Source organism: Micromonospora sp. AKA38 (assembly GCF_027925725.1).
In the GTDB taxonomy this organism is placed as follows: domain Bacteria; phylum Actinomycetota; class Actinomycetes; order Mycobacteriales; family Micromonosporaceae; genus Micromonospora.
The window spans coordinates 43011-66033 of record NZ_BNEI01000001.1; the positions used below are offsets into that span (position 1 = coordinate 43011).

Annotated in this window: 24 protein-coding genes and 3 tRNA genes; 14 read left to right on the forward strand and 13 right to left on the reverse strand. The window is 73.2% G+C overall.

The features are described from left to right. The first annotated feature begins 18 nt into the window (after positions 1-18). The 7 genes from crtI (at position 19) to TPA0908_RS00255 (ending at position 4537) form a co-directional block, all read left to right on the forward strand. Positions 19-1500, forward strand: coding sequence for a phytoene desaturase family protein (gene crtI, locus TPA0908_RS00225; RefSeq protein WP_281933521.1), 1482 nt, complete (start codon positions 19-21; stop codon positions 1498-1500). 114 nt (positions 1501-1614) lie between these two features. Then, a complete protein-coding gene (idi, locus tag TPA0908_RS00230; RefSeq protein ID WP_281933523.1) occupies positions 1615-2235 on the forward strand; it encodes an isopentenyl-diphosphate Delta-isomerase in 621 nt (206 codons plus the stop codon). Next, positions 2225-3172 carry a MerR family transcriptional regulator gene (locus TPA0908_RS00235; RefSeq protein WP_281933526.1) on the forward strand — a complete coding sequence of 316 codons (948 nt, stop codon included), beginning with the start codon at positions 2225-2227 and terminating at the stop codon, positions 3170-3172. The genes idi and TPA0908_RS00235 overlap by 11 nt, the downstream gene beginning before the upstream one ends. 78 nt (positions 3173-3250) lie before the next feature. Then, positions 3251-4054 carry a polysaccharide deacetylase family protein gene (locus TPA0908_RS00240; RefSeq protein WP_281933528.1) on the forward strand — a complete coding sequence of 268 codons (804 nt, stop codon included), beginning with the start codon at positions 3251-3253 and terminating at the stop codon, positions 4052-4054. Between the two features lie 155 nt (positions 4055-4209). Beyond that, positions 4210-4282, forward strand: a tRNA-Glu gene (locus tag TPA0908_RS00245). 33 nt (positions 4283-4315) lie between these two features. After that, positions 4316-4389, forward strand: a tRNA-Asp gene (locus TPA0908_RS00250). A gap of 74 nt (positions 4390-4463) precedes the next feature. Then, a tRNA-Phe gene (locus TPA0908_RS00255) sits at positions 4464-4537 on the forward strand. Positions 4538-4745: 208 nt separating this feature from the next. Here TPA0908_RS00255 and TPA0908_RS00260 read toward each other — a convergent pair. Continuing rightward, a complete protein-coding gene (locus TPA0908_RS00260) occupies positions 4746-5762 on the reverse strand; it encodes a hypothetical protein (protein WP_281933530.1) in 1017 nt (338 codons plus the stop codon). A 161-nt stretch (positions 5763-5923) separates the two neighbouring features. On the opposite strand from TPA0908_RS00260, the gene TPA0908_RS00265 reads away from it, so the two are divergent. After that, a complete protein-coding gene (locus tag TPA0908_RS00265; protein WP_281933532.1) occupies positions 5924-6439 on the forward strand; it encodes an SRPBCC family protein in 516 nt (171 codons plus the stop codon). A gap of 24 nt (positions 6440-6463) precedes the next feature. Here TPA0908_RS00265 and TPA0908_RS00270 read toward each other — a convergent pair whose 3' ends face one another. Next, on the reverse strand, positions 6464-7168 hold the full coding sequence (locus tag TPA0908_RS00270; protein WP_281933534.1) for a DUF2786 domain-containing protein: 705 nt from the start codon (positions 7166-7168) through the stop codon (positions 6464-6466). Between the two features lie 33 nt (positions 7169-7201). Next, positions 7202-7591 (reverse strand): hypothetical protein, encoded by a 390-nt coding sequence (locus tag TPA0908_RS00275; protein WP_107157975.1) that lies wholly within the window; start codon positions 7589-7591, stop codon positions 7202-7204. A 166-nt stretch (positions 7592-7757) separates the two neighbouring features. Between TPA0908_RS00275 and TPA0908_RS00280 the strand changes: the two genes are divergently transcribed. Continuing rightward, on the forward strand, positions 7758-9095 hold the full coding sequence (locus tag TPA0908_RS00280; RefSeq protein ID WP_281933536.1) for an ABC transporter substrate-binding protein: 1338 nt from the start codon (positions 7758-7760) through the stop codon (positions 9093-9095). 59 nt (positions 9096-9154) lie between these two features. On the opposite strand, the gene TPA0908_RS00285 is transcribed toward TPA0908_RS00280, so the two are convergent. Together TPA0908_RS00285 and TPA0908_RS00290 are read right to left on the reverse strand one after the other, a co-directional pair. Next, on the reverse strand, positions 9155-9898 hold the full coding sequence (locus TPA0908_RS00285) for an enoyl-CoA hydratase/isomerase family protein (RefSeq protein ID WP_281933538.1): 744 nt from the start codon (positions 9896-9898) through the stop codon (positions 9155-9157). Continuing rightward, entirely contained in the window at positions 9895-10752 is an 858-nt protein-coding gene (locus tag TPA0908_RS00290; RefSeq protein ID WP_281933540.1) for a 3-hydroxyacyl-CoA dehydrogenase family protein, read from the reverse strand. The genes TPA0908_RS00285 and TPA0908_RS00290 overlap by 4 nt, the downstream gene beginning before the upstream one ends. 163 nt (positions 10753-10915) lie before the next feature. On the opposite strand from TPA0908_RS00290, the gene TPA0908_RS00295 reads away from it, so the two are divergent. Next, positions 10916-11203 (forward strand): hypothetical protein, encoded by a 288-nt coding sequence (locus tag TPA0908_RS00295; RefSeq protein ID WP_107157979.1) that lies wholly within the window; start codon positions 10916-10918, stop codon positions 11201-11203. Between the two features lie 52 nt (positions 11204-11255). Here TPA0908_RS00295 and TPA0908_RS00300 read toward each other — a convergent pair whose 3' ends face one another. Continuing rightward, positions 11256-12035, reverse strand: coding sequence for a class I SAM-dependent methyltransferase (locus TPA0908_RS00300; RefSeq protein WP_281933542.1), 780 nt, complete (start codon positions 12033-12035; stop codon positions 11256-11258). Positions 12036-12088: 53 nt separating this feature from the next. Here TPA0908_RS00300 and TPA0908_RS00305 point away from each other — a divergent pair, with 53 nt between their 5' ends. Beyond that, the gene (locus tag TPA0908_RS00305) at positions 12089-12487 is read left to right on the forward strand and encodes a PPOX class F420-dependent oxidoreductase (protein WP_281933544.1); all 399 of its coding nucleotides are present in this window, start codon (positions 12089-12091) and stop codon (positions 12485-12487) included. Positions 12488-12558: 71 nt separating this feature from the next. Here TPA0908_RS00305 and TPA0908_RS00310 read toward each other — a convergent pair whose 3' ends face one another. Further along, complete coding sequence (locus tag TPA0908_RS00310) at positions 12559-12768, reverse strand: BldC family transcriptional regulator (protein WP_007073996.1); 210 nt, start codon at positions 12766-12768, stop codon at positions 12559-12561. Between the two features lie 256 nt (positions 12769-13024). Next, positions 13025-13864, reverse strand: a complete 840-nt coding sequence (locus TPA0908_RS00315) for a hypothetical protein (RefSeq protein ID WP_281933546.1) — start codon at positions 13862-13864, stop codon at positions 13025-13027. A gap of 177 nt (positions 13865-14041) precedes the next feature. Between TPA0908_RS00315 and TPA0908_RS00320 the strand changes: the two genes are divergently transcribed. Both TPA0908_RS00320 and TPA0908_RS00325 read left to right on the forward strand, forming a co-directional pair. Next, positions 14042-15124, forward strand: a complete 1083-nt coding sequence (locus TPA0908_RS00320) for a Glu/Leu/Phe/Val family dehydrogenase (protein WP_281933548.1) — start codon at positions 14042-14044, stop codon at positions 15122-15124. 299 nt (positions 15125-15423) lie between these two features. Then, positions 15424-15639: a DUF3073 domain-containing protein gene (locus TPA0908_RS00325; protein ID WP_107157984.1), complete on the forward strand. Its 216-nt coding sequence runs from the start codon at positions 15424-15426 to the stop codon at positions 15637-15639. A gap of 147 nt (positions 15640-15786) precedes the next feature. Here the strand turns inward: TPA0908_RS00325 and amcA are convergent, their stop codons facing one another. The 5 genes from amcA to TPA0908_RS00350 all read right to left on the reverse strand — a co-directional run bounded on the left by amcA (position 15787) and on the right by TPA0908_RS00350 (position 20427). After that, positions 15787-15996: a multiple cyclophane-containing RiPP AmcA gene (amcA, locus tag TPA0908_RS00330; protein ID WP_281933550.1), complete on the reverse strand. Its 210-nt coding sequence runs from the start codon at positions 15994-15996 to the stop codon at positions 15787-15789. Further along, positions 15977-17068, reverse strand: coding sequence for a cyclophane-forming radical SAM peptide maturase AmcB (gene amcB / locus TPA0908_RS00335; protein ID WP_308447805.1), 1092 nt, complete (start codon positions 17066-17068; stop codon positions 15977-15979). The genes amcA and amcB overlap by 20 nt, the downstream gene beginning before the upstream one ends. A gap of 136 nt (positions 17069-17204) precedes the next feature. Then, a complete protein-coding gene (purM, locus tag TPA0908_RS00340; protein ID WP_281933554.1) occupies positions 17205-18359 on the reverse strand; it encodes a phosphoribosylformylglycinamidine cyclo-ligase in 1155 nt (384 codons plus the stop codon). A gap of 55 nt (positions 18360-18414) precedes the next feature. Then, entirely contained in the window at positions 18415-19935 is a 1521-nt protein-coding gene (gene purF / locus TPA0908_RS00345) for an amidophosphoribosyltransferase (RefSeq protein WP_281933556.1), read from the reverse strand. 168 nt (positions 19936-20103) lie between these two features. Further along, positions 20104-20427: a sterol carrier family protein gene (locus tag TPA0908_RS00350; protein WP_281933558.1), complete on the reverse strand. Its 324-nt coding sequence runs from the start codon at positions 20425-20427 to the stop codon at positions 20104-20106. 190 nt (positions 20428-20617) lie between these two features. Between TPA0908_RS00350 and TPA0908_RS00355 the strand changes: the two genes are divergently transcribed. Beyond that, positions 20618-22897 carry a carboxypeptidase-like regulatory domain-containing protein gene (locus tag TPA0908_RS00355; protein WP_281933561.1) on the forward strand — a complete coding sequence of 760 codons (2280 nt, stop codon included), beginning with the start codon at positions 20618-20620 and terminating at the stop codon, positions 22895-22897. Positions 22898-23023: the final 126 nt, after the last annotated feature.

Here is a 23023-nt window from a genome sequence, read left to right on the forward strand (position 1 = left end):
ACGAGCAAGGGAGCCGGAATGCGGACCGTGAACGGACGGACCGACCGGGTGGTCGTGGTCGGCGCCGGGCTGGGTGGGCTGGCCTGCGCGCTGCACCTGGCCGGCAGCGGCCGTCAGGTGACCGTGCTGGAACGCGAGCCGGTGCCCGGCGGGCGCGCCGGCCGGCTCAGCGTCGACGGGTACGAGTTCGACACCGGGCCGACCGTGCTCACCATGCCCGACCTGATCGCCGAGGCGCTGGGCGCGGTGGGCGAGGAGCTGGGCGACTGGCTCGACCTGACCCCGCTCGACCCGGCCTACCGTGCCTACTACCCGGACGGGTCGACGCTCGACGTCATCACCGACACCACCCGGATGGCCGCCGAGATCGCCAAGGTCTGCGGCCCCCGGGAGGCGGACGGCTACCTGCGCTTCGTCGACTACGCGCGCAACCTGTGGAAGTGGGAGCGGGCCGACTTCATCGAGCGCAACCTCGACGCGCCGACCGACCTGCTCACCGGCAACCTGCTGAAGCTGTTCGCCAACGGCGCGTTCCGGCGACTCCAGACGAAGATCAACCAGTTCTTCCGCGACCCGCGTACCCAGCGGATCTTCTCCTTCCAGGCGATGTACGCCGGCCTGTCGCCGCACGACGCGCTGGCCATCTACACGGTCATCGCGTACCTCGACTCGGTGGCCGGGGTCAGCTTCCCGCGCGGCGGCATCCACGCGGTCTCCCGCGGCATGGCCGGCGCGGCCGAGAAGCACGGCGTGCAGATCCGGTACGGCACCACGGTGACCCGGGTCGAGACCGCCCACGGCCGGGCCACCGGCGTGATCACCTCGGACGGCGAGTTCGTCCCGGCCGACGTGGTGGTGCTCAACCCGGACCTGCCCGTCGCCTACCAGGAACTGCTGCCGGAGAGCCGGCAGCGCAAGCTCACCTACTCGCCGTCCTGTGTGGTCCTGCACGTCGGTTCGACGCAGGGCTATGGCAAGATCGCCCACCACAACATCCACTTCGGACGCGCCTGGAAGGGCACGTTCGACGAGGTGATCCGGCGAGGCGAGCTGATGACCGACCCGTCGCTGCTGGTGACGAACCCGAGCCGCACCGACCCGTCGGTGGCCCCCGCCGGCAGGCACACCTACTACGTGCTGGCCCCGGTGCCGAACCTCGACCGGGCGCCGTTCGACTGGGCCGGTGACCTCACCGGGCGCTACGCCGACCAACTCGTGGCCACGCTGGAGGAGCGCGGCTACGTCGGTTTCGGCGACGGCATCGAGGTGCTGCGCACTGTCACACCGGCCGACTGGGCCGCGCAGGGCATGGCCGCCGGCACCCCGTTCGCCGCCGCGCACAGCCTCTTCCAGACCGGCCCGTTCCGGCCGTCGAACCTGCACCGCACGCTGGGCAACGTGGTCTTCGTCGGCTCCGGGACCCAGCCCGGCGTGGGGGTGCCGATGGTGCTGATCAGCGGCAAGCTGGCCGCCGCGCGGATCACCGGGCAGTCCCGGTGAGCGCGAGGAGCGCAGCGAAGCGGAGCCCCGCAGTCGCGAACGAAAGGCGGGCCCGGTGAGCGCGAGGAGCGTAGCGAAGCGGAGCCCCGCAGTCGCGAACGAAAGGCGGGCCCGATGACCGGGCGGGAGAAGCACCTGGTCGAGCTGGTCGACGACGGTGGCCGGGTGATCGGCGAGACCACCGTGGCCACCGCCCACCAGCCGCCCGGCCGGCTGCACCGGGCCTTCTCGGTGCTGCTCGTCGACCCCGCCGGCCGGGTCCTGCTCCAGCGGCGGGCCGCGGTCAAGACCCGGTTCCCGCTGCGCTGGGCGAACTCCTGCTGCGGGCACCCGCTGCCCGGCCAGTCGCTGGCCGACGCCGCCAACCGCCGGCTAGGTGAGGAGTTGGGCGTCGATCCGGTCAGCCTGACCGAGGTGGGGACGTACCTCTACTACGCCGAGGATCCGGCCACCGGCCGGGTCGAGTTCGAGTACGACCACGTGCTGCGCGCCGACGTGCCCGCCGACCTGCCCACCCGGCCCGACCCGGACGAGGTGGCCGAGTTGCGTTGGGTGGATCCGGGCGCGGTGATCGCCGACCTCGACGCCGACCCCCGGGCGTACGCGCCCTGGCTGGGCGGCGTGGTGAACCGGCTCCTGCATCCGGCCGATCCGGCCCGGTCGGGCGGGCCCGCCGAATCATCCCGGTCGGGCGTGCCCGCCGCCGAGGCACCGGAGCGGTCGGGTGGCCGATGAGGCGCTGAGCGCGGGGGCCGTCGCGCGCCGGTTGGGCGTGGCGGTCACCACGCTGCGCACCTGGCACCAGCGGTACGGTCTCGGCCCCAGTGAGCACGTGCCCGGCCACCACCGGCGCTACACGCCCGCCGACCTCGCCCGGCTGGAGATCATGCGGCGGCTCACCGTGGAGGGGGTCTCGCCCGCCGAGGCGGCCCGCTGGGCCCGGCAGGCGCCGGCCGTGCCGCCGCCGGAACGGGCCGGCCTGAAGGCCGGCGTCAGCACCGCCCGGGACGGCGGCGGGGCCACCATCCCGGTCGGGCGGGCCGGCCCGGTCGCCCGTGGCCTGGCCCGGGCCGCCATGCGGCTGGACTCGGTGGCGATCGGCCGCACCATCGCGGACTCGCTCGCCGCGGACGGCGTGGTGGCGACCTGGGAGGGGCTGCTCCGGCCGGTGCTCGCCGGCATCGGGGAGCGGCACGCCGCCACCGCCGGTCTGATCGAGGTGGAGCACCTGGTGTCCCGGTGCGTCTCCGAGGCGTTCGCGTCGGTGGCGCGCGCGCACCCGGCCGTCGGAACGCCTCGGATCCTGCTCTCCTGCGCGGACGAGGAGCAGCACTCGCTACCCCTGGAGGCGCTGGCCGCCGCGCTGGCCGAGATCGGTGTGAGCTATCGCATGCTCGGGGCCCGTGTGCCGACGCCCGCCCTGGTCGAGGCCGTCAACCGGACCGGGCCGGCGGCCGTGGTGGTCTGGTCGCACATCCGCGCCACCGCCGATCCGCACCAGCTCATCGCGCTGCTGGCCGCCCCGCGCCGGCCGCTGCTGGTGCTGGCCGCCGGGCCGGGCTGGCGGGCCGACTCGCTACCGGCCGGAGTGGTCCGCCCGGTCGACCTGGCCGAGGCGCTCTCGCTGGCCGTGGCCGTACGGGATTCGCTGGATCAGTCGACGGCGGGCTGAGGCCCCACTCCCGCTCCGGGGGTGGCGTCCACTACGGTCGGAAAGTCCGTCTGACCCGACCCCCTCCGGGAGCGACAGATGCCTCGACGCACCCTGTTGGCGTTCGCCCTCGGCCTGGTACTCCTCGTCACCGGCTGCGGCGGCCCGGGCAAGACCCCCCAACGGGTCACCGCCCAGCCGTCCGTCCCGGCCGCGCCGCCGCCGACGCCGACGCCGACACCCAGTCCGAAGCCCCAGCCGAGCCGCACCACCCCGAAGCCGAAGCCGACGCTGCGTCCGCTGCCCAAGAAGCTCCCGGCCGGGCTGCACCGGCGCAGCGGCAGCCCCGGGGTGGCGCTCACGTTCGACGACGGGCCGGATCCCCGCTACACGCCGCAGATCCTGGCCCAGCTCCGGGCGGCCCACGTCACCGCCACGTTCTGTCTGGTCGGTAAGCAGGCCAAGCGCTACCCGCACCTGGTGGCCCAGATCGTCCGCGAGGGGCACCAGCTCTGCAACCACAGTTGGCGGCACGACGTGGACCTCGGCCGGCGGCCGGCGGCCGAGATCCGGGCCGACCTGGAACGGACAAACCGGGCCATCCGCGCCGCCGCGCCCGATGCGCCGATCACCTGGTTCCGCCAGCCGGGCGGCCGGTGGACCGCCGAGGAACTCACCGTCGCCCGGCAACTGGGCCTGCGCCCGCTGCACTGGAGCGTCGACCCGCAGGACTGGGACCACCCGCCGGCGAAGAAGATCATCGCGCGGGTGGAGTCGGCCGCCCATCACGGGTCGGTCGTGCTGATGCACGACGCGGGCGGCGACCGAACCCAGACCATGGCCGCGTGCCGGCGCCTGATTCCCGATCTCAAGCGGCGGTACGGCATCGTCCGGCTCCGGTGACACCGCCACTGAGCTGCGGCTTCGCTCGGCAGTGTGCGGGCGGCCATACCGGTTTGGTCGTCCGAGGAGGGATGGCATATGCTTCTCCTGCCTCCGGCGGGGCCGGATGGGAGCAAGTCCGCTTGAAGTTGCGAGTGTGCAATGATGGCGGGGCCGCCCTCATCGTCTAGCGGCCCAGGACGTCGCCCTTTCAAGGCGGTAGCACGGGTTCGAATCCCGTTGGGGGCACGGTCCGGCTCGCGCCGGATGCAACATCAGCAAGGTCCTGTGGAGCAGTTGGAGTGCTCGCCGCCCTGTCAAGGCGGAGGTCGCGGGTTCAAGTCCCGTCAGGACCGCAAGCGCTGACGCCGCGCACCTCATGCGCGGCGTTCTGCGTATCGGCTGTGCGGTAGCATGTGCCGAGCACCACGGCCAGGTAGCTCAGTTGGTACGAGCGTCCGACTGAAAATCGGAAGGTCGGCGGTTCGACCCCGCCCCTGGCCACATAGCCTTTCGCCGGGCTACAGGAGCGCCGACCAGCGGAAACGCCGGTCGGCGTTTCGCTGTAAACACACCGATCCCGTCGCACGACTCGCGGGTTCCGTAGGAGATCTTGGAAGCTCCGGGCCCCTCCGAGGGCCATTTCCTTCCAAGATCTAGCGCAGCCCGCGCCGCAGGCGGCGCTTCGGGGACGGCCGGGCTGAGCGCGCGTTCACCGTCTCGGGCGGTGCTGGCCCATGCCGCCCTGGATCGCCTCCCAGACACTCCGGCCGGCCTGCCGCAACGTCTGCCCGGCCTGCCCGGCCAACTGGGCTGCCCCGGCACCGGGCGGTTGGCCCGACCCGCCCGACCCGGTCTCGCCGCCCGACCCGCCGGGCCCGGCCGCCCCGCCCGACCCGCCGGGCCCAGCCTCGCCGCCCGACCCGCCCGCCCCGCTCGGCCCGCCCGACCCGGCCTCGCCGTCGGCCCGCGAGGCACGGGCGGCGGACGGCGGTCCGGTCCCCGGCCCGGCGTCACCTCCGGACCCCGCGTCATGGGGGAAGGCGACGCCGGCTTCGGCCCCCGAGGGGGCGGCCTCACCTTCCGCCTCCGACGCAGGCTCGCGCACCGACCCGGTCTTGGCCGGCCGAGCACTGCCGGCCGGCCATTCCGCTGCCGGGGCTGAGGATCCCGCCTCCGGCCCGCCCCCGGACGGTGCCCGCGCACCCGCCCCGGAGGGAGTCCTCCGCTCGATCTGGCCGGCCCGGTCGACCACCTCGCCGGCCTGGGCCACCTGCCGTCCGGCCCGGTCGAGCACCTCGCCGGGCTCGGCCACCTCCTCCACGACCGGCACGGCGACCCGGCCGGCCGCACGGTGCACGTCGTCGACCGTCACTCCGACGGAACGGGCCAGCGCGTCGATCAGTTGCGGGTTGCGGTCGATCGTCGTCAGCGCCCGGTCCAGGATCTGCACCAGCTTCTCCAGCCGTACCTTGAGCAGGGCCTCGGCCCGGACCCCGGTGACGTCCAACTCGACGCCCTCCAGGTGCACCCGCACGCCCGCGTCGAGTTGGAGCAGGTTGGCCAGCCGGGCCCGCAGCGAGAGGTCCGCGTCGAGCCCGTCGACCGCGAGCCGGATCTCGTCGACCGACAACTCCGGCACGTCGAGCAGGACGTCCGGCTCCGGCTCGGCCGCAGCCCGGGAGACGGTCGGCTCCCGGGCCCGTTCGGTGGCTCCGCTGTCGCTCATGCTCCGCTCCCCCATGGGTCGGTCCGGGCCAGCGGCGGTTACCCGCTTTCGGATACGACATCCGCCGGGCGGTTCACGGTCGGGAACCGGCGTTCCCGCTGTCCGGAAGCAGCCGAAAGCAAAGCTGCACAGCGAGACATCAGCCGGTATGGTCCGGGCTTATGGGACAGGAGATGGCCGATCCGGATGAGGTCCGGCAGGAATCCGACCGCTTCTACCTCCGCAGCAGCATCCTCGTCCCGGCATCCGGCGAGCGGGCGTACGCCGTCTTCACCGGCGCGCTGGCCGACTGGTGGGTGCGCGAATACACCTGGTCCGGGCCGGAGGCGCTGGCCGGGCTCGGGGTCGAGCCGAGGGCCGGCGGCATGCTCTACGAGATCGGCCCGTACGGCTTCCGCAACGACTGGGGCCGCGTGCTGACCTGGGATCCGCCCCGCCGGCTGGTCTTCACCTGGCAGATCGGGCCGGACCGGGTGCCGGTGCCGGACCCGGCCCGGGCCAGCGAGGTGGAGGTGCTCTTCCACCCGGAGGGCCCCGACTCGACCCGGGTGGACGTCGAGCACCGTTACTTCGACCGGCACGGCTCGGCCGCCGAGGGCTACCGCGAGGCGCTCACCGCCGGCTGGCACGAGCTGCTCTGCCGCTACCTGGCGACGGTCACCCGGACCACCGACTGACCGACCGCCACGCGACCGCGCGACTCAGCCGGCGATGCCCCGGCTCGCGCCGCTGCCGGTCAGTCCGGTGTCGCCCAGGTCGGCCCGGCGGCCCGCGGCGGCGCCCGAGCCGAAGCCACCCCCGGCGAGCCGGCGGCGCGGGGCGGTACGCAGTCGCGGGTACGTCTCGGCGACCCGGCGCTGGACGCGGTCGGAGCGGTCGGCGAGCACCAGCGCCACCGACGGCACGCCGGCCTCGGCGGCGGCGCCGGCCTCGGCCGCGCGGAGCCGCTCGGCGATCACCTGGGCGAAGCCGGCCAGCCAGGTGCGCCGGAACGCGGCCGGGTGCTCCCCGACCGGCACGGCGGCCCCGGCCAGCCCGTGCGCCGCCTGGACCAGCAGCGAGGTGAAGAGCAGCTCGACCCGTTCCAGGTCGCTGGCGAAGCCGAACAGGTGCATGACGAAGCCGTTGCCGTGGCGGCGGCGGACGCAGCGGCAGCGCAGCGGGTCGGCGACGGCGGCGAGCAGGCCGGCCTTGTCCCGGGCGTACGGGGCGACCACCTCGACCGTCCGGTCACCGACCGGGTCGACGGCCGGGTCCCGGGCGGCGAGCAGCGCCCGGTCGACGCCGTACCGGGCGATCAGCTCGGTGGCCTTGGCCATGAACGTGGCCGCCTCGGCGGGCGTGCAGGCCGGGTCCTCGGCCTGGGCGAGCAGTTTGCGCACCTTGCTGAGCATCGCCTCGGACATCAGTCAGGGTTACCACAACGAGGCGACGGCTGGTCAGTCCTCCCGGCTGCGCAGCGTGGCGATGGTCGAGCCGGCGAGCGTGAGCAGGCAGTCGGGCAGCAACCCGTCGGCGGCTGCCGCACCGAACAGCGCCTCGCCGGTGTCGGCGTCGTCGTTGGCGTACGCGCTGACGAACCGGGCCACCCAGCGGGTGTCGTAGTCGGCCTGGTCGATGTCGGGGAAGTCGAGCGCGGCGGCGCCCGCCGGGGCGTCGTCGCCGAGCATGGTGGCGGCCAGGCACCAAGCCACCCCGTACGCACCGGCCAGCCCGGAACGGTCCACCACCGCGTCGAAGGCGCCGACCACACCGGCGCCGTCGCCGGCCAACGCCGAACGGAGCACGGCGGTGGCGTCGTCCAGCGTCTGCTGTGCGTCATCGGTCACCTGCGGAACAGTAACCTCGGGGGTCAAGCGGTGACCCGGAACCAGCATGTCGATCACCGAGAGTGATACCCGCAGTCGGGGTGCCGACGGAGCCCGGTCCACAGTCCCGCGTGCCGCGCCGGCACGCTAATGTGCGCAGCGGACCTTCGCCGGAGGAAGGACGACCATGCTTGGAAATCGCACGTCGCGCGCGGCCCTGTCCATGGCCTGCGCGGCGCTCCTGCTCGCTACCAGCGCCTGCGGGAGTGACGAGCCGAAAGACGCGGGCACCACCCAGGTCCGCCTCTACGGCACCGACGGCAACATGCAGAACTCCTTCGCCGCGGAACTCAAGGACCGGGCGAATCTCCTCAACGGCATGAAGGGCACCACCCCGCTCACGCCGCTGCCGGAGAGCTTCAAGGAGCGACTACGCAACGTCAATCCGAAGCTGACGGACTATCTCTACTCCGCCGAGTCGTACGACGCCGTGGTGATCAGCGCGCTGGCGGCCCAGCTCGCCGGCACCACCGCGCCGGCCGAGATCGCCAAGCAGATCGTCGGCGTGACCACCGGCGGCCAGCGCTGCGACGAGGTGGCGACCTGCCTCCAGCTCGCCCGCGCCGGCCAGGACCTGGAGTACCGGGGGGTGTCGCTGACCCGGGCCGGCTTCACCGACAACGGCGAGCCGGCCACCGCGAGCTACGGCACGCTGCACTTCGACAACCAGCAGCTCGACGACGCGAAGACCGAGTTCGTCGGCGCCGGCGAGGAGTCCGGGGCGAGCAGCAAGACGCCGCCGCGCGGCCGCAAGCCCCGGGGCGGCAAGGCGAAGGACGCCCCGCTGGTGCTCGGCGGCCTGCTGCCGAAGACCGGTGACCTGGCGTTGGCGTACCCGCCGATGGCCGCCGCGGTCACGCTCGCGGTCAACGAGATCAACGCCGGCGGCGGGGTGCTCGGCGAGCCGGTGAAGTTCGTCGAGGGCGACGACGGCACCAACCCGGCGGTGGCGAAGGCGACCGTGGCCACGCACGTCGCCCAGGGCATCCCGGTGATCATCGGCGCCGGCGCGTCCGGCATCTCCCGGGCGGTGCTGCCGGACGTGGTGGCCGCCGGGCGGATCCTCTTCTCGCCGTCGAACACGGACGCGGGGCTGAGCACCGTGGACGACAAGGGGCTCTACTTCCGCACCGCCCCGCCGGACAGCCTCCAGGGCCGCGCGCTCGCCGACGTGATGCTGCGGGACGGCCCTCGCAAGATCGTGCTGCTCGCCCGTAAGGACTCCTACGGCGAGGGCCTCCAGGAGAACGTCCGGGCCGAGCTGGAGAAGGCCGGGGTCGGGGCGGACCGGGTCAAGCTGCTGACCTACACGCCGCCGGACGACCCGAAGACGCCCGTCGACTTCACCGGCATCGCCGGGGACATCAAGAGCTTCGGCCCGGAGGCCGTGCTGGTGATCGGATTCGGCGAGTCGGCGGCCGCGATCACCGCGCTGGCCGACGCCGGGGTGCAGATCCGGAACTGAGCCCGACGAGCATCAAGGGCCGCGCCGGGACTCCCGGCGCGGCCCTCGGCGTTCGCGGTTCAGCGCGCCCGGCGCCGCTCCAGGAACTCGGTCATCCGCCGGTGCTTCTCCTCGTCCTCGAAGAGGACCGCCTGGCTCAGCAGGTCGAGCTGCGGGTGCGCGGCCGACGGCGCGTCCACCGCCAGCTTGGTCAGCCGCAGCGCCAACGCCGAGCCCTTGGCCATCTCGTCGAGCAGGCCGTGCGCGGTGGGCAGCAGGTCCGCCGGGTCGTCCACCACCCGGTTCACCAGGCCGATCCGCAGCGCCTCGTCGGCGTCCACCCGCCGGCCGGTGAAGAGCAGCTCCTTGGCCCGGGCCTCGCCGATCAACGCCGGCAGCCGGTAGGTCGCGCCGGCGCCGGCCAGGATGCCCAGCCGCACCTCGGGCTGGCCGAAGACCGCCCGGCCCGTGCACACCCGAAGATCGCAGGCGTACGCCAGCTCGGCGCCGCCGCCCAGCGCCGGGCCGTCGACGGCCGCCACGGTGGGCATCGGCAGCGCCCGGATGCGCGCGAAGACACCCTGGTTGATGGCGGCCAGCGCGTCCAGCCGGCCGCGTTCACGGAGCTGCCCGATGTCCGCGCCGCCGGCGAAGATGCCCGCCGCCCCGCCGGTGAGCAGCATCAGCCGGGGACGCGCCTCCAACTCGGCGCAGACCGTGTGCAGCTCGCCGACCAGGTCGGCGTCGATCGCGTTGCGTTTCTCCGGCCGGTCCAGCGTGACCACGAGCCGGTCCGGCAGTTCCTCGATCCGCAGCCCGCTCACTGTTTGACGCCGCCTTCCCAGGTGTAGAAGCCCTGACCGGACTTCTTGCCCAGCTTCCCGGCGGCGACCATCTCCACCAGCAGCGGCGGCGGCGCGAACCGGTCCCCGTACGCGGCCTGGAGCGTCCGCGCGATGTCGAGTCGGACGTCCAGCCCGACCAGGTCGGTCAGCTCCAGCGGGCCGACCGGGTGCCGGTAGCCGAGCACCATCGCCTTGTCGATGTCGGCCGGGGCGGCCACCCCGTCGGCCACCATCCGGATCGCCTCCAGACCGAGCGTGACGCCGAGCCGGGAGGTGGCGAAGCCGGGCATGTCGCGTACCACGACGGGGTCCTTGCCCAGCCGGCCGGCGAGCGCGACCGCCGCCCGGGTGGTCTCCGGCGCGGTGGCCGCGCCGACCACGACCTCCAGCAACGCCATCGCCCAGACCGGGTTGAAGAAGTGCAGCCCGAGGAAGTCCGCCGGGCGGTCCAGCCCGTCGGCCAGCTCGGCGATCGGGATGCTGGAGGTATTGCTGCCCAGCAGCGCCGGCCGGCGACCCTCGGCCTGGCGGAGCACGGCCCGCTTGAGGTCGAGCCGCTCCGGGACCGCCTCCACGATCACGTCCGGTCCCTCGGCCACCTCGGCCAGCCCGGCCCGCAGTGTCACCCGGACCCGGTTGGCGGTGGCCGCCTCGGCGGTCAGCTTGCCCCGCTGCACGGCGCGGTCCCACAGCTCGCCGAGCCGCCGGACCGCGTCGGCCCCCCGGTCGGGGTCCACCTCGACCAGTTCGACCGCGTACCCGGCGCCGGCCGCCACGTACGCGATGCCGAGGCCCATGGTGCCGGCCCCGACGACCACAAAACGACCACTCATCGTGTCCCCTCGCCGCGGCGGTGGCGCGCGGGGTCTCCGCCGCGCCGGGCCGGCCGCTCGCTCGTCCCTGGATGCGACCCTATGCAGGACGGGCCCGTCGGGCATGCGTGGGGGCCGGCCGGATGGGGTAAAGACCGGCGTCAACGCCGAAGGAAGGAACGAGATGAGCCAGGCACCGGAGAGCGCGGAGCGCACCGAGACGGTCGAGACGCGCGGTGACGAGCGGGTGGACCTGCTTCGTGCGGACACCAACAACGACGGCAAGACCGACGTGTGGGTGGTGGACACCGACGGCGACGGCAAGGCCGACCTGTTCCAGTTCGACACCGACGGCGACGGCAAGGTGGACATCACCATGGTCGACATCGACGAGGACGGCACGCCGGACGAGGTGGTCGACGGCGACGGCGGCCTCCCCCCGGAGGAGACCACCCCCACCGTCCAGGTCTGAGATACAAGGAGGGGCCCCTTCTTATCGCGTGGGCGATAGAAGGGGCCCCTCCTCAACGGCGCAGCGCCAGCGTGGCGAGGTAGTACGGACGGTCGGTGTCGTCCACGTCGGTCAGTCGCCACGGGGAGCCGTGGACCAGCTCGGCGAACTCGTCGGGCGAACACACCAGGTAGTCGAACCATTCGGTGCCGAGCAGCCGGTAGCGCAGCCGCAGCCGGAGCTGCCCGCCGAGCCGGCCGCGCCGCCGGTTCGCCTCGTGGTAGCCGGTGTGCACCGGATCGGTGGTGCCGTACGGGTCGGTGCCGTGCGCGATCACCCGCGCGCCCGGACGGGCCAGCGCGGCGAGCGCGGCCAGCAGCGCGGGTGCGCGCTCGCGCCCCTCGAACAGGCCGAGGTTGTTGCCGAGCAGCAGGAACGTGTCGTAGCGCCGGCCGTCCGCGACGTGCTCGTCGACGGTGCCGTGCACCAGCTCGCGGACGCCCCGGTGGCGGCTGACGCGCAACGCGCCGAGCGAGGTGTCCAGTCCGGTGACCGGCACGCCGCGCTCCTGGAGGTGCAGCGCGATCCGGCCGGCGCCGACGCCGACGTCGAGCACGTGCCCGTGCACCCGGTCGACCGCCCGGTGGTCGTGCGGCTGCCACTGCTGCGGCGGGTCCAGGTAGTGCCCGGCGGGCGCGCCGTTGACCAGCCCGTCGTCCCGTTCGATGATCTCGATGACCGGCCGGGGCAACCGCCCACCGGCCATCGGCCGGGGGCCGACGCCGGTAGCCACCGCGTACGCGTCGCGGATCATCTCGCCGAACACGTCGCCGATCGTGGGGTCCCCGGTCATGGGTGCACGCTATCCGGGCTCGGTTCCGCCGTCGCAGCCGTATCCTGGGCGGCGTGACCGACCTGGACCGCCTGGCGGCGGAGAAGTACGTCCTGCTCACCACGTTCCGCAAGGACGGCCGGGCGGTGCCGACGCCGGTGTGGGCCGTGCGCGACGGCGACGCGTTGGCGGTGTGGACGGTGTCCGACTCCGGCAAGGTGAAACGGATCCGGCGGGACGGCCGGGTCACGGTGGCGCCGTGCGACGTGCGAGGCCGGCCGCACGGCGAGGCGGTGCCGGGGCACGCGACGATCGACGACCCGGAGAGTACGCGTCGGGTCCGTGGGCTGCTCAAGCGCAAGTACCGGCTGATCGGCCGGTTGAGCCTGCTGGGCAGCCGGTTGCGTCGGGGCGAGGGCGGCACGGTGGGGCTGCGGATCATGCTGGACGCGCCGACCTCCGGACACGACTGAGGGCGGTGGATCGTCGCTGTCGCGACGTCCCACCGCCCCTGATCGGAACGCCTGAGAGATCGTCCGGGTCGTCAGTCCCCCTGACGCTGCTGGGGGATCTGCCCCTGCAGCAGGGCCCGAACCTCCGACTCGCGGTAACGGCGGTGGCCGCCCAGGGTCCGGATGGCGCTGAGCTTGCCAGCCTTGGCCCACCGGGTCACCGTCTTCGGGTCGACACGGAACATCGACGCCACCTCGGCCGGTGTGAGTAGCGGCTCGGGTTCGTGCGTTCGCGATGCCATCGGGGTCACTCCTCCACATGTATAGACATCGGCCGGGGTCCCGCCGGCCGACGCGTCTCCCATGGTCCGGCTAGTCCCCGATGTCCGACATGGGCCGAACGGCTGAAGGTCCCTAGACGGACGGATGAACCATGCCCGATTTTTACGACTTTTACACTGCAGAAAGTACCTTAATAGGACTCATGATCACGGTTCGTGATGCGTCAATTACGAGACACTCTCACAGTGCCCACCAGCGAAGGGGACAAACCGGGTGTCAGTTGCAGCGCTCCAGGAGCTGCACCGCACGCCAGCGGGCGACCAACCTGTCGTACGCCGCTGAGGCCTCCTCGGCCTCGCCCCGGGACAACCCGGCGAGGCCCGCCGCGACCAGCTCGGTCGAGTCGTCGGCCGCCAGCGTCTCGTCCGGCAGCAACTGCACCAGGCCGCCGTAGTCCAGCTCCACCACCGAACGCGGATGGAACTCCTCCAGCCAGCGGGCGGCCTCCTCGACCGCCTCGGTGATCGGCGCCTCGCCGACCGACTTGCGCAGCACGGACAGCGCCCGGGACGAGCGGCGGCGCGCCTTGGAGATCTCCGTGCGGTAGCGCAGCGCGCGTCGTTCCGGCTCGGTGACCAGGTGCCGCTCACCGGCCTCGAACAGCACGAACCAGCGCAGCGGCACGCCCCAGGTGGCGACCTGCTCGTGGACCCGGGGCACCCCGTGCTCCAGCACGCGCGCCCCGCTGCGCCAGTCCTCCACCACCGCCTTGGCCTGACCGGCCAGGACCGGCGGCACGAACGCGTCGGCGAGCACCGACGGCACCCCGTCGCGAGCGCTCAACGCCGCCTCGGCGACCCGGATCCGCAGGTTCCAGGGGCAGACCAGCAGCGCGTCGTCGGATTCCAGCACGTACGCCTCGTCGGGCAGGTCGGGCAGCCGGGTCCAGCCCGCGCCGAGCGCCTCGATCACCGAGGTGCGCTGCCGGCCCGGCCCGTCCAGCGGGGCGATCGCCCGGCCCTCGCTGACGTACCGGCGCCAGTACGACTGCCGGTCCCGGTCGAAAGCGGTAAGCGGCTCGTACACGCGCAGGTATGAAGCGAAGAGCGACGGCACGGCGCGATCCTCCCACGAGACAGGGCCGTACGTCGCCGCCGTCACACCCGGCGGCGTGACGTGCGCGACAGCACGGTTCCGGCCGATATTAGGCTCAACGGCACCGGCACCATCCCGCCGGCGTGCCACCTCAGGTTCCGCGCCCCACAAGGGCGCACACCGACACAGGAGTCAGCCATGGGCGTATTCGCCAGCACCGACGACCCGTCATCCTCGGGTCACGAGCAGGTCGTGTTCTGCCAGGACAAGCAGTCCGGCCTGAAGGCGATCATCGGGATCTACTCCACCGCGCTGGGCCCCGCCCTCGGTGGCACCCGGTTCTACCCGTACGCCAGTGAGGCCGACGCCCTCGCCGACGTGCTCGACCTGTCGCGGGGCATGGCGTACAAGAGCGCCCTGGCGAACCTGGACCTGGGCGGCGGCAAGGCGGTCATCTGGGGCGACCCGGAGCAGCTCAAGAGCGAGGCGCTGCTGCGCGCGTACGGCCGCTTCGTGGAGTCGCTCAACGGCCGGTACTACACCGCGTGCGACGTCGGCACCGACGTCAGCGACATGGACATGATCGCCCGGGAGACCCGCTACGTCACCGGCCGCAGCGTGGCGCACGGCGGCGCGGGGGACTCCTCCGTCCTCACCGCCTGGGGCGTCTACCAGGGCATGCGGGCCGCCGCCGAGCACGTCTGGGGCAGCCCGACGCTGGCCGGCCGCCGGGTCGGCGTGGCCGGTCTGGGCAAGGTCGGCAAGTACCTGACCGCGCACCTGCTGTCCGACGGTGCGGAGGTCGTGGCGACCGACGTCAACCCGCGCGCCCGGGAGTGGGTGCGCACCACCCACCCGCAGGTCACCCTGGTCGACGACACCGCCGAGCTGGTCGCGTCCGACATCGACGTGTACGCCCCGTGCGCGCTGGGTGGCGCGCTGAACGACGAGACCGTGTCGGTGCTGCGGGCCAAGGTGGTCAGCGGCGCGGCGAACAACCAGCTCGCCCACCCGGGCATCGAGAAGGTGCTCGCCGACCGGGGCATCCTCTACACGCCGGACTACGTGGTCAACGCCGGCGGCGTGATCCAGGTCGCCGACGAGATCGAGGGCTTCAACTTCGAGCGGGCCAAGCTGCGTGCCACCCGGATCTTCGACACCACCCGGGAGATCCTGCGGCTCGCCGACGACGAGGGCGTTCCGCCGGCGGTGGCCGCGGACCGGCTCGCCGAGCGGCGGATGGCCGAGGTCGGCCGCCTGCGCACCATCCACCTGCGCTGAACCGGTGCCCGGGGGCGGGCGTCGGTCCACCCCCGGGCCGCACCCGGGCCCGAGTTGGGCGTTAAGCTTTTTTTGTTTTTACGTAGCAGTTCATCCGCTGTCACGGCCGGCCCCGGCATCCACCCCTTACCGGGTACACTGTGTGACGGCCGGAACACTGCGACGCGCTGGGCCGGTCGACGGTGACCCGAGGTGCCGAACGGTGGCATCCCCATGTACCGTAAGAGCCACGAGAGATGCCTGACGTCATCGGGGCCCGCCTTCGGGCTGCCCCGCATTCTGTGCGAGGGGGTCGAGCCATGGGGCGCGGCCGTGCTAAGGCCAAGCAGACGAAGGTGGCCCGGGAGTTGAAGTACCACTCCCCGAACACCGACCTAACCGCCTTGCAGCGTGAACTGGCGGGTAGTGGTAAGTCTGAGCACAACTTCGACGACGACTACAAAGAGTATGTCGACGACGATGACGAGGACCATGCGGACGACGATCCGGACCCCTGGGCCCGTCCGACCCGCTGACCTCCGGTCACATCTGAGCACGCGGTAGCCCCCGCGTGCTCACGCATGTGCTCAGCCGGAGCCGACGGAGCACCGACGATCAGGGACCTGCCGCACCGGGACGCCTCCCCGGCTGCGCCGGCAGGTCCTTGATCGCGGACCCGGCACTCAGCGCGGGCGGTTGTTCCAGTTGTAGAACGTCGGAATGTTCTCGAAGTGGTTCCACGCGCACACCGCGGTGCCGCCGTCGCCCGGCGCCTCCGCCCGCAGCAGGCGCGCCGCCTCCGCCTCGTGGAGCAGCGCGGTCAGCCCCGCTGCGGCGTCCCGCACCCGGCCGGCGACCGTTTCCCGGTCGGTGTCACTGGTGATCTCGGGCATGCTCCAACACTCCCTCCAGTAGGCGGATCTTGCTGTTACGGCAGTGCTCGGTCTCCGTACCGTCGAACCGCCCCTGCTCGAAGTAGCGGTTGGCGGCGTGGCCCCCGCCGCAGAAACCGAAGTACGGACAGGACGCCCGGCACGCCTCCACGCCGGTGAGGAACTCGCCGACCCAGGGCGTACGCCCCGCGCCGGCGAGGATCTCGCCCAGCGGGGTGGCCAGCACGTTTCCGCTGCCAAAGTCGCCGTACCTCGGATCGGTGAAGCCGGCCAGCTCCGGCGAGAGCACCACCACCGAGCCGTCGTGGCCGACCGTCGGGATCGGGTCGAGCCGACGGGGCAGCAGATCGTCCGCGGCACCGGCCAGCACCGCGCCGGCGTACCGCAGCGACCACTCCACCTCGCGCAGGTGGATCCGGGGATCCCGACGCCAGGCGGCGACCAGCTCGGCCCAGAACCCGGTGACCGAGGCGCCGTCCCGGGCGTTCGACCGGGTGTTGACCCCCTCGGTCTCCTCGATGTTCACGCCCAACACCTCGCAGCCCAGGTCGAGGAAGTAGGCGTACAGCTCGGCCGCCAGGCCCGGCTCCGGCCGGGAGACCACCGCCAGGGCCGAGAACGGCAGCCCGTGCCGGCGCAACGCCGCCACCCCGGCCACGATCCGGTCGTACGCCGGCCGGCCGCCCCGGGTCACCCGCTCGGCGTTGCGCGCCCGCGGGCCGTCCACGCTCACGCTCACCCGCACCCGGTGCTCGGCGAAGAACGCGCACCAGGCGTCGTCGATCAGCGTGGCGTTGGTCTGTACGTGGTGCTCGACCTCCGCCCCGAACGGGGCCAGCAGCGCGGCCAGGTGCTCCCGGCCGGCCGCGAGCGGCTCCCCGCCGTGCCAGACCACCGAGCACCGCCCCTGGGCCGCCCACCGGTTCACCGACGCCGCCACCGCCTCGGCCACCGCCACCGACATCCGCCGGTCCGCCGCGCGCAGCGGCAGGTAGCAGTAGGCGCAGTCGAGGTTGCACAACGTGGTCGGCTGCATCACCACGTACGAGGGGACGGCGGCGATGCCGCGCATCCCTCCGGGCGTGCGTGCAGCCATCGAACCTCCCCCGCGCGCCGAAAAAAGCGAACCTTCAGGCTAGGCGGAGGCGGCCGCTCGGGTGAACCCCCGATCAGGTGCCCGGCTGATCAGCGCAAGGTGACCAGCGCGATCAGCCCCGGGTGTGCTGCCCGACCATCTGCACGTTGCCGGAGCCCTCGATGATCTCGCCGGCCTGCCACGCGTCGACACCGCGACCGGTCAGGGTGGCCAGCGCCCGGTCGGCGTCCTCGGCGGCGACGATGGCGAACATGCCGACGCCCATGTTGAACGTCGACTCCATCTCCGGGTCCTCGATCCGGCCCTTGGACTGGATCAGGTCGAAGATCGGCTGCGGCTTCCAGGTCGACCGGTTGACCACCGCGTCGACGTGCTCCGGCAGCACCCGGACCAGGTTGCCCGGGATACCGCCGCCGGTCACGTGTGCCAGCGCCCGCACCTCGGCCTCGGCGATCAGCTTGAGGCAGTCCTGCGCGTAGATCTTGGTCGGGGTGAGCAGCTCCTCGCCCAGCGTGCGCTGGCGGCCGAAGTCCTCGATCACCACGTCCAGCCGCATCCGGCCGGCGCCCAGCAGCACGTGCCGGACCAGCGAGTAACCGTTGGAGTGCAGGCCCGAGGAACGCATGGCGATCACCACGTCGCCCACCTCGACCCGCTCCGGGCGGAGGATCTCGCTCTCCTCCACCACGCCGACACCGGTGGCCGAGATGTCGTACTCGTCCGGGCGCAGCACGCCGGGGTGCTCGGCGGTCTCGCCGCCCAGCAGCGCACAGCCGGCGTACCGGCAGCCGTCGGCGATGCCGGCGCCGATCTCGGCGACCCGGTCCGGGACGACCTCGCCGGTGGCGATGTAGTCGAGCAGGAACAGCGGCTCGGCGCCGCAGGCGACCAGGTCGTCGACGACCATGGCGACCAGGTCGATGCCGACCGTGTCGTGGATGTCGAGCTGCTGGGCGATCACCAGCTTGGTGCCCACCCCGTCGGTGGAGGAGGCCAGGATCGGGCTCTTGTACTTCTTCGTGTCCAGCCGGAACAGGCCGGCGAAGCCGCCCAGGTCACCCATGACCTCCGGGCGCCGGGTCTCCCGGACCTTGGACTTGAGCAGCTCGACCGCGCGGTCGCCCGCCTCGATCGACACCCCGGCGTCGGCGTACGAGACCGAGCGTTTGCGCTGCGTGCGACCGGACCCCGCCGACCAGGGCTGGCGGTCGCCGCCGGCGCCCGTCGGGCTGGATCCTGCGCCGCTGCGCTCGGACACGTGCGTCACGGTTCTCCCCTTTGTGGTTCCGCGGGGCCGGAACGCCGGACCCGCGTCGGTGGTGCTACGGGTGATGGGTCGGTGTGGCGACGAGCGGGCCGGTGGGCTCGGCCGCCGCCTCGGCGACGACCCGGCGGCCCACTCCCTCGAGCACGTGCTTGCCGATCAGGTTCCCGGCCGGCAGTTCGATCGGGTACTCCCCATCGAAGCACGCCCGGCAGAGTCGGGTCTTCGGCTGCTCGGTCGCCGCGATGAGACCGGGCAGCGAGACGTAACCCAGCGTGTCGGCGCCGATCGACCGCCGGATGCCATCGTTGTCCAACCCGTTGGCCAGCAGTTCGGCCCGGGTGGCGAAGTCGATGCCGTAGAAGCAGGGCCAGCTGACCGGCGGCGAGGAGATCCGCACGTGCACCTCCAGCGCGCCCGCCTCGCGCAGCAGCCGGACGATGGCCCGCTGGGTGGTGCCCCGGACGATCGAGTCGTCCACCACCACCAGCCGCTTGCCGCGGACGTTCTGCCGCAGCGGGTTCAGCTTGAGCCGCACGCCGAGCGCGCGCAGCGTCTGCGAGGGCTGGATGAACGTGCGCCCGACGTACGGGTTCTTCATCAGGCCCTGGCCGTAGGTGATGCCGGACTCCTCGGCGTAGCCGATGGCCGCCGGGGTGCCGGACTCCGGCACCGGGATCACCAGATCCGCCTCGACCGGGTGCTCCTTGGCGAGCTGGCGGCCGATCTGCACCCGCGCCGCGTGCACGTTCCGGCCGGCGATGGTGGCGTCCGGCCGGGCGATGTAGACGTACTCGAAGAGGCAGCCCTTGGGCTCCGGCGCGGCGAACCGGCTGGAGCGCAGCCCGTCCTCGTCGACGGCGATCAGCTCGCCCGGCTCCACCTCGCGGACCACGCTCGCGCCGACGATGTCCAGCGCGGCGGTCTCGCTCGCCACCACCCAGCCGCGCTCCAGCCGGCCGAGCACCAGCGGGCGCACGCCGTGCGGGTCACGCGCCGCGTAGAGCGTCGACTCGTCCATGAAGACGAAGCTGAACGCGCCGCGCAACTGCGGCAGCACCTCCAGCGCGGCCGCCTCGACCGAGAGGTCGGGCCGGCTGGCCAGCAGCATGGTGACGAGCGACGTGTCGTTGCTCGACCCGTCGGAGTCCAGACCGCGGGCGGACACCTCGCGCTGCAACTCGGCGGTGTTGACCAGGTTGCCGTTGTGGGCCAGCGCGATCGTGGTGCCGGCGCTGGTGGCCCGGATCGTCGGCTGGGCGTTCTCCCAGGTCGAGCCGCCCGTGGTCGAGTAGCGCGCGTGCCCGATCGCGACGTGCCCGCGCAGGCTGGCCAGCGTCGGCTCGTCGAACACCTGGGCGACCAGGCCGAGATCCTTGTAGACCACCACGCCGGAGCCGTCGCTGACCGCGATGCCCGCGGCCTCCTGGCCGCGGTGCTGGAGGGCGTAGAGCCCGAAATAGGTAAGGTTCGCGACTTCCTCGCCGGGCGCCCAGACACCGAAGACGCCGCACGCGTCCTGGGGACCGGGTCGCTGGGGGTCAAGGTCGTGGCTCAGCCGGCCATCGCCTCGGGGCACCTGCCGCTCCCTCGTGCTGGGGGGTCTGGACTGGCCTGGCGGATTCTGTGGGCAGCTCCGCACCGTGGGCCGGGACCGTCGTCGGCCACCAGTGTACGCGAACCCGCGTCGCCACCGACAGTCACGAAGTGTCCGCTGAGCGTGGCTCGGAACGCCGACGCCGGGCGGTTAAATCGGGAGGTACGCGGAGAGGTCGGCGCGGTTGCCGGAGACCCGGACGCGACCCTCGGTGACCGCCTCCGCCCAGCCGAGCCGGCCGGTGGCGATCGACAGCCAGGTGCCCGGATCCATCTCCACCACGTTCGGCGGGGTGCCGCGGGTGTGTCGCGGCCCGGCCACGCACTGCACCGCGCCGTAGGGTGGGACGCGCACCTCCACCGATCGGCCGGGAGCGCGCTCCGTGAGGGCGGTCAAGAGCATCCGGACCGCTTCCCGGAGCACCGGCCGTTCGGGCGTACGCCCCTCGTCCAGTGCCGCCAGAGCGGTGAGCACCGAGTCGGAATAAGCGTGCGGAGAGGACACGACGGGACGATACGACCCGGCAGAAGGCGGCCCGACGCCGGCCCTGGGTAGAGATGATCCGGTCAGACAAGGCATAGTTGCCGACGGCGTAATTCGTACCGTGAGTGATCAACCCGGCCGGACCGGCCGGCGGGAAGATCAGACCCGGAAGGCGGTGGACGTGTCCACACACCGACGTGCCTGGCAGCATCGGGCCGGTGTGGTCGTAGCGCTGATCTTCGGCGCCCTGCTCACCGTCCCCGCCACACCCGCCCTCGCGGCTGACGTCAGCGTCTCGCCGGGCTCGGTCACGGTCAACGCCGGCAGCGACACCACAGTGACCGTCCGGGTCACTCCCGGCGAGGGTGACCAGAACGCGCAGATCGGCATCACCGGCCTGCCCTCCGGCGTCAGTTGCGTCTCCGGCTGCGGCCAGGTCAACTTCGCGCCGGGCAACCCGATGCCCAAGACGCAGCTGCTCACCATCCGTGCGAACGACAACGCCGGGGACGCCAACGGCTCGGTGACCGTGCAGGTGCAGCCGGACAAGTCCGACGCGGCGACCGGCAACTTCAACCTCACCGTCAAGGGCAAAGCCGCGCCGCCGCCCCCGCAGCAGCCCCAGACCGTCAAGACGGTCTCCGGCAAGGTGGTCGACTCCAACGGTGAGCCGATCTCCGGCGCACTCGTCATGCTGCGCGACAGCGCCGGCAAGGAACGCCGGACGAACACGAACGGCAGTGGCAACTTCAGTTTCGGCGGCTCCGCCGACAACCCGATCGCGCCGGGCCGGATCGACCTGGGCGCCTCCGCGGACGGCGCGACCCCGAGCGCCAAGTCGATCAACGCCGCCGCCGGCCAGTCCGTGACCGGCGTCCGGATCGGCGTGGCGCTCAAGGCGTCGGCGAGCCCGAGCGCGACGCCGTCCGCCAGCGAGTCCGCCCCGCCGTCCGAGGAGGTCACCGAGGAGGAGGCCACCGAGGGCCCGGCCACCGAGGCCCCGGCCGCCCAGCAGCCGTCCGCCAGCGAGGACTCCGGCGGCTTCGGCAACTGGCTGCTCATCCTGCTCGGCGGGCTCTTCGTCGCCGTCGGCGTGGGCACCATCGTGCTGCTCTACATGCGCCGCAAGAACGACGACGGCGACGGCGACGGTCCCGACGGACCGGCCGGTCCGGGTGGTCCCGGCGGCGGCGCGGCGGGCGCGATCCCCGCGGCCCGCGGTGCCTACCGGGGCGTGGACGACCAGACCCGGGTGGTCAACGGCATGGGCGCCGGGCCGGCTCCGACCATGGTCGGGGGTGCCGCGATGAGCGAGGCGCCGACCATGCTCCAGCGCCCGGTGGTGGACGACGTCCCGCCGGACCCGTACGGCGCGCCCCCCGGGCCCGCGTACGGCGTCGGGGCGGGGCAGGCCGGCTACGGCTACGGCGACGACGCCCCCGGTCAGGGCGGCTACGGCTACGGCAACGCGCCCTCCTCGGGTGCCGGCAACGGCTACGGCAACGCGCCCTCCTCGGGCGGCGGCTACGGCAACGGCCCGTCCTCCGGCGCCGGCTACGGCAGCCCCGACTACGCGGCCGGTGCTGCCGGGGCGGCCGGGGCGGCCGGCTACGGCGCGGCCCAGGGCGGCGGCGGGTACGCCAACGAGCGTTTCAACGAGCCCACCGGCCGCTACACCGGCGACAGCACCCAGTACGCGCCGGCGGCCGACCCGTATCCGACCAGCACCTACCAGCAGGAGCAGGGTCGGGGCTACGACCAGCCCGGCCCGGGTCAGTACGGCCGGGGTGCGGAGCAGGCCGACGGCTACGGCGCCGGGGCTGGCTACGGGGCCGCGTCGGGCGGCGGCTACGACGGCAACCCCGCCGGCGGCTACGACGGCGGCCGGCAGCAGGGCGGCTACGGCGACGCCCCCGGCTACGGCGACAGCCGGCCGGGTGGCGGCTACGGCGACGCGCCCACCGGCGGCTACGGCGGTGCGCCGGCGGGGGGTGGCTACGGCGACGCCCCCACCGGCGGCTACGGCGACGCCCCGGGCTACGGCGACAGCCGGCCGGCCAGCGGCTACGCCGACGCGCCCACCGGTGGCTACGACGGCGGCCGGCAGCCGGGCGGCTACGGCGACGCCCCGACCGGCGGCTACGGCAGCCACCAGGGTGGCGGCTACGACGGCCGGCAGCCGGGCGGCTACGACGGCGGCCAAGCCGGCGCGGCCTACGGCAACGCCCCCGGCGGTTACGACGGCGGTCACCAGCAGGGCGGCTACGACCAGCAGGGCGGCTACGACCAGCGCGGCGGGTACGGCCAGCAGGGCGGCTACGGTCAGGAGCCGCCGCAGCAGCGCGGTCCCGGCTACGACAACCAGGCCGGCTACCCCGACGATTCGGCGCAGTCCGGTCGGGGCCGTGCGGACGGTACGCCGGATCGGGGCGGGCGACGCCTCGACTGGCTGGACGACTGACCCGCGTTCTCCGCGCCACCCGTGGCCGTCCGGCACCCGCCGGACGGCCACGCTCGTCAGGTCACCAAAGCGCCGGCACGGCCCTGATGCTCCCGCCAACGGCGGTCCATCGGCCCAAAGATCTGC

Bases quoted from the DNA above. Each gene is read 5' to 3' on its own strand.
- crtI (WP_281933521.1), top strand. From the start codon at position 19: ATGCGGACCGTGAACGGACGGACCGACCGGGTGGTCGTGGTCGGCGCC.
- idi (WP_281933523.1), top strand. From the start codon at position 1,615: ATGACCGGGCGGGAGAAGCACCTGGTCGAGCTGGTCGACGACGGTGGC.
- TPA0908_RS00240 (WP_281933528.1), top strand. From the start codon at position 3,251: ATGCCTCGACGCACCCTGTTGGCGTTCGCCCTCGGCCTGGTACTCCTC.
- TPA0908_RS00260 (WP_281933530.1), bottom strand. From the start codon at position 5,762: ATGAGCGACAGCGGAGCCACCGAACGGGCCCGGGAGCCGACCGTCTCC.
- TPA0908_RS00265 (WP_281933532.1), top strand. From the start codon at position 5,924: ATGGGACAGGAGATGGCCGATCCGGATGAGGTCCGGCAGGAATCCGAC.
- TPA0908_RS00270 (WP_281933534.1), bottom strand. From the start codon at position 7,168: ATGTCCGAGGCGATGCTCAGCAAGGTGCGCAAACTGCTCGCCCAGGCC.
- TPA0908_RS00280 (WP_281933536.1), top strand. From the start codon at position 7,758: ATGCTTGGAAATCGCACGTCGCGCGCGGCCCTGTCCATGGCCTGCGCG.
- TPA0908_RS00290 (WP_281933540.1), bottom strand. From the start codon at position 10,752: ATGAGTGGTCGTTTTGTGGTCGTCGGGGCCGGCACCATGGGCCTCGGC.
- TPA0908_RS00295 (WP_107157979.1), top strand. From the start codon at position 10,916: ATGAGCCAGGCACCGGAGAGCGCGGAGCGCACCGAGACGGTCGAGACG.
- TPA0908_RS00300 (WP_281933542.1), bottom strand. From the start codon at position 12,035: ATGACCGGGGACCCCACGATCGGCGACGTGTTCGGCGAGATGATCCGC.
- TPA0908_RS00310 (WP_007073996.1), bottom strand. From the start codon at position 12,768: ATGGCATCGCGAACGCACGAACCCGAGCCGCTACTCACACCGGCCGAG.
- TPA0908_RS00320 (WP_281933548.1), top strand. From the start codon at position 14,042: ATGGGCGTATTCGCCAGCACCGACGACCCGTCATCCTCGGGTCACGAG.
- TPA0908_RS00325 (WP_107157984.1), top strand. From the start codon at position 15,424: ATGGGGCGCGGCCGTGCTAAGGCCAAGCAGACGAAGGTGGCCCGGGAG.
- amcA (WP_281933550.1), bottom strand. From the start codon at position 15,996: ATGCCCGAGATCACCAGTGACACCGACCGGGAAACGGTCGCCGGCCGG.
- amcB (WP_308447805.1), bottom strand. From the start codon at position 17,068: ATGCGCGGCATCGCCGCCGTCCCCTCGTACGTGGTGATGCAGCCGACC.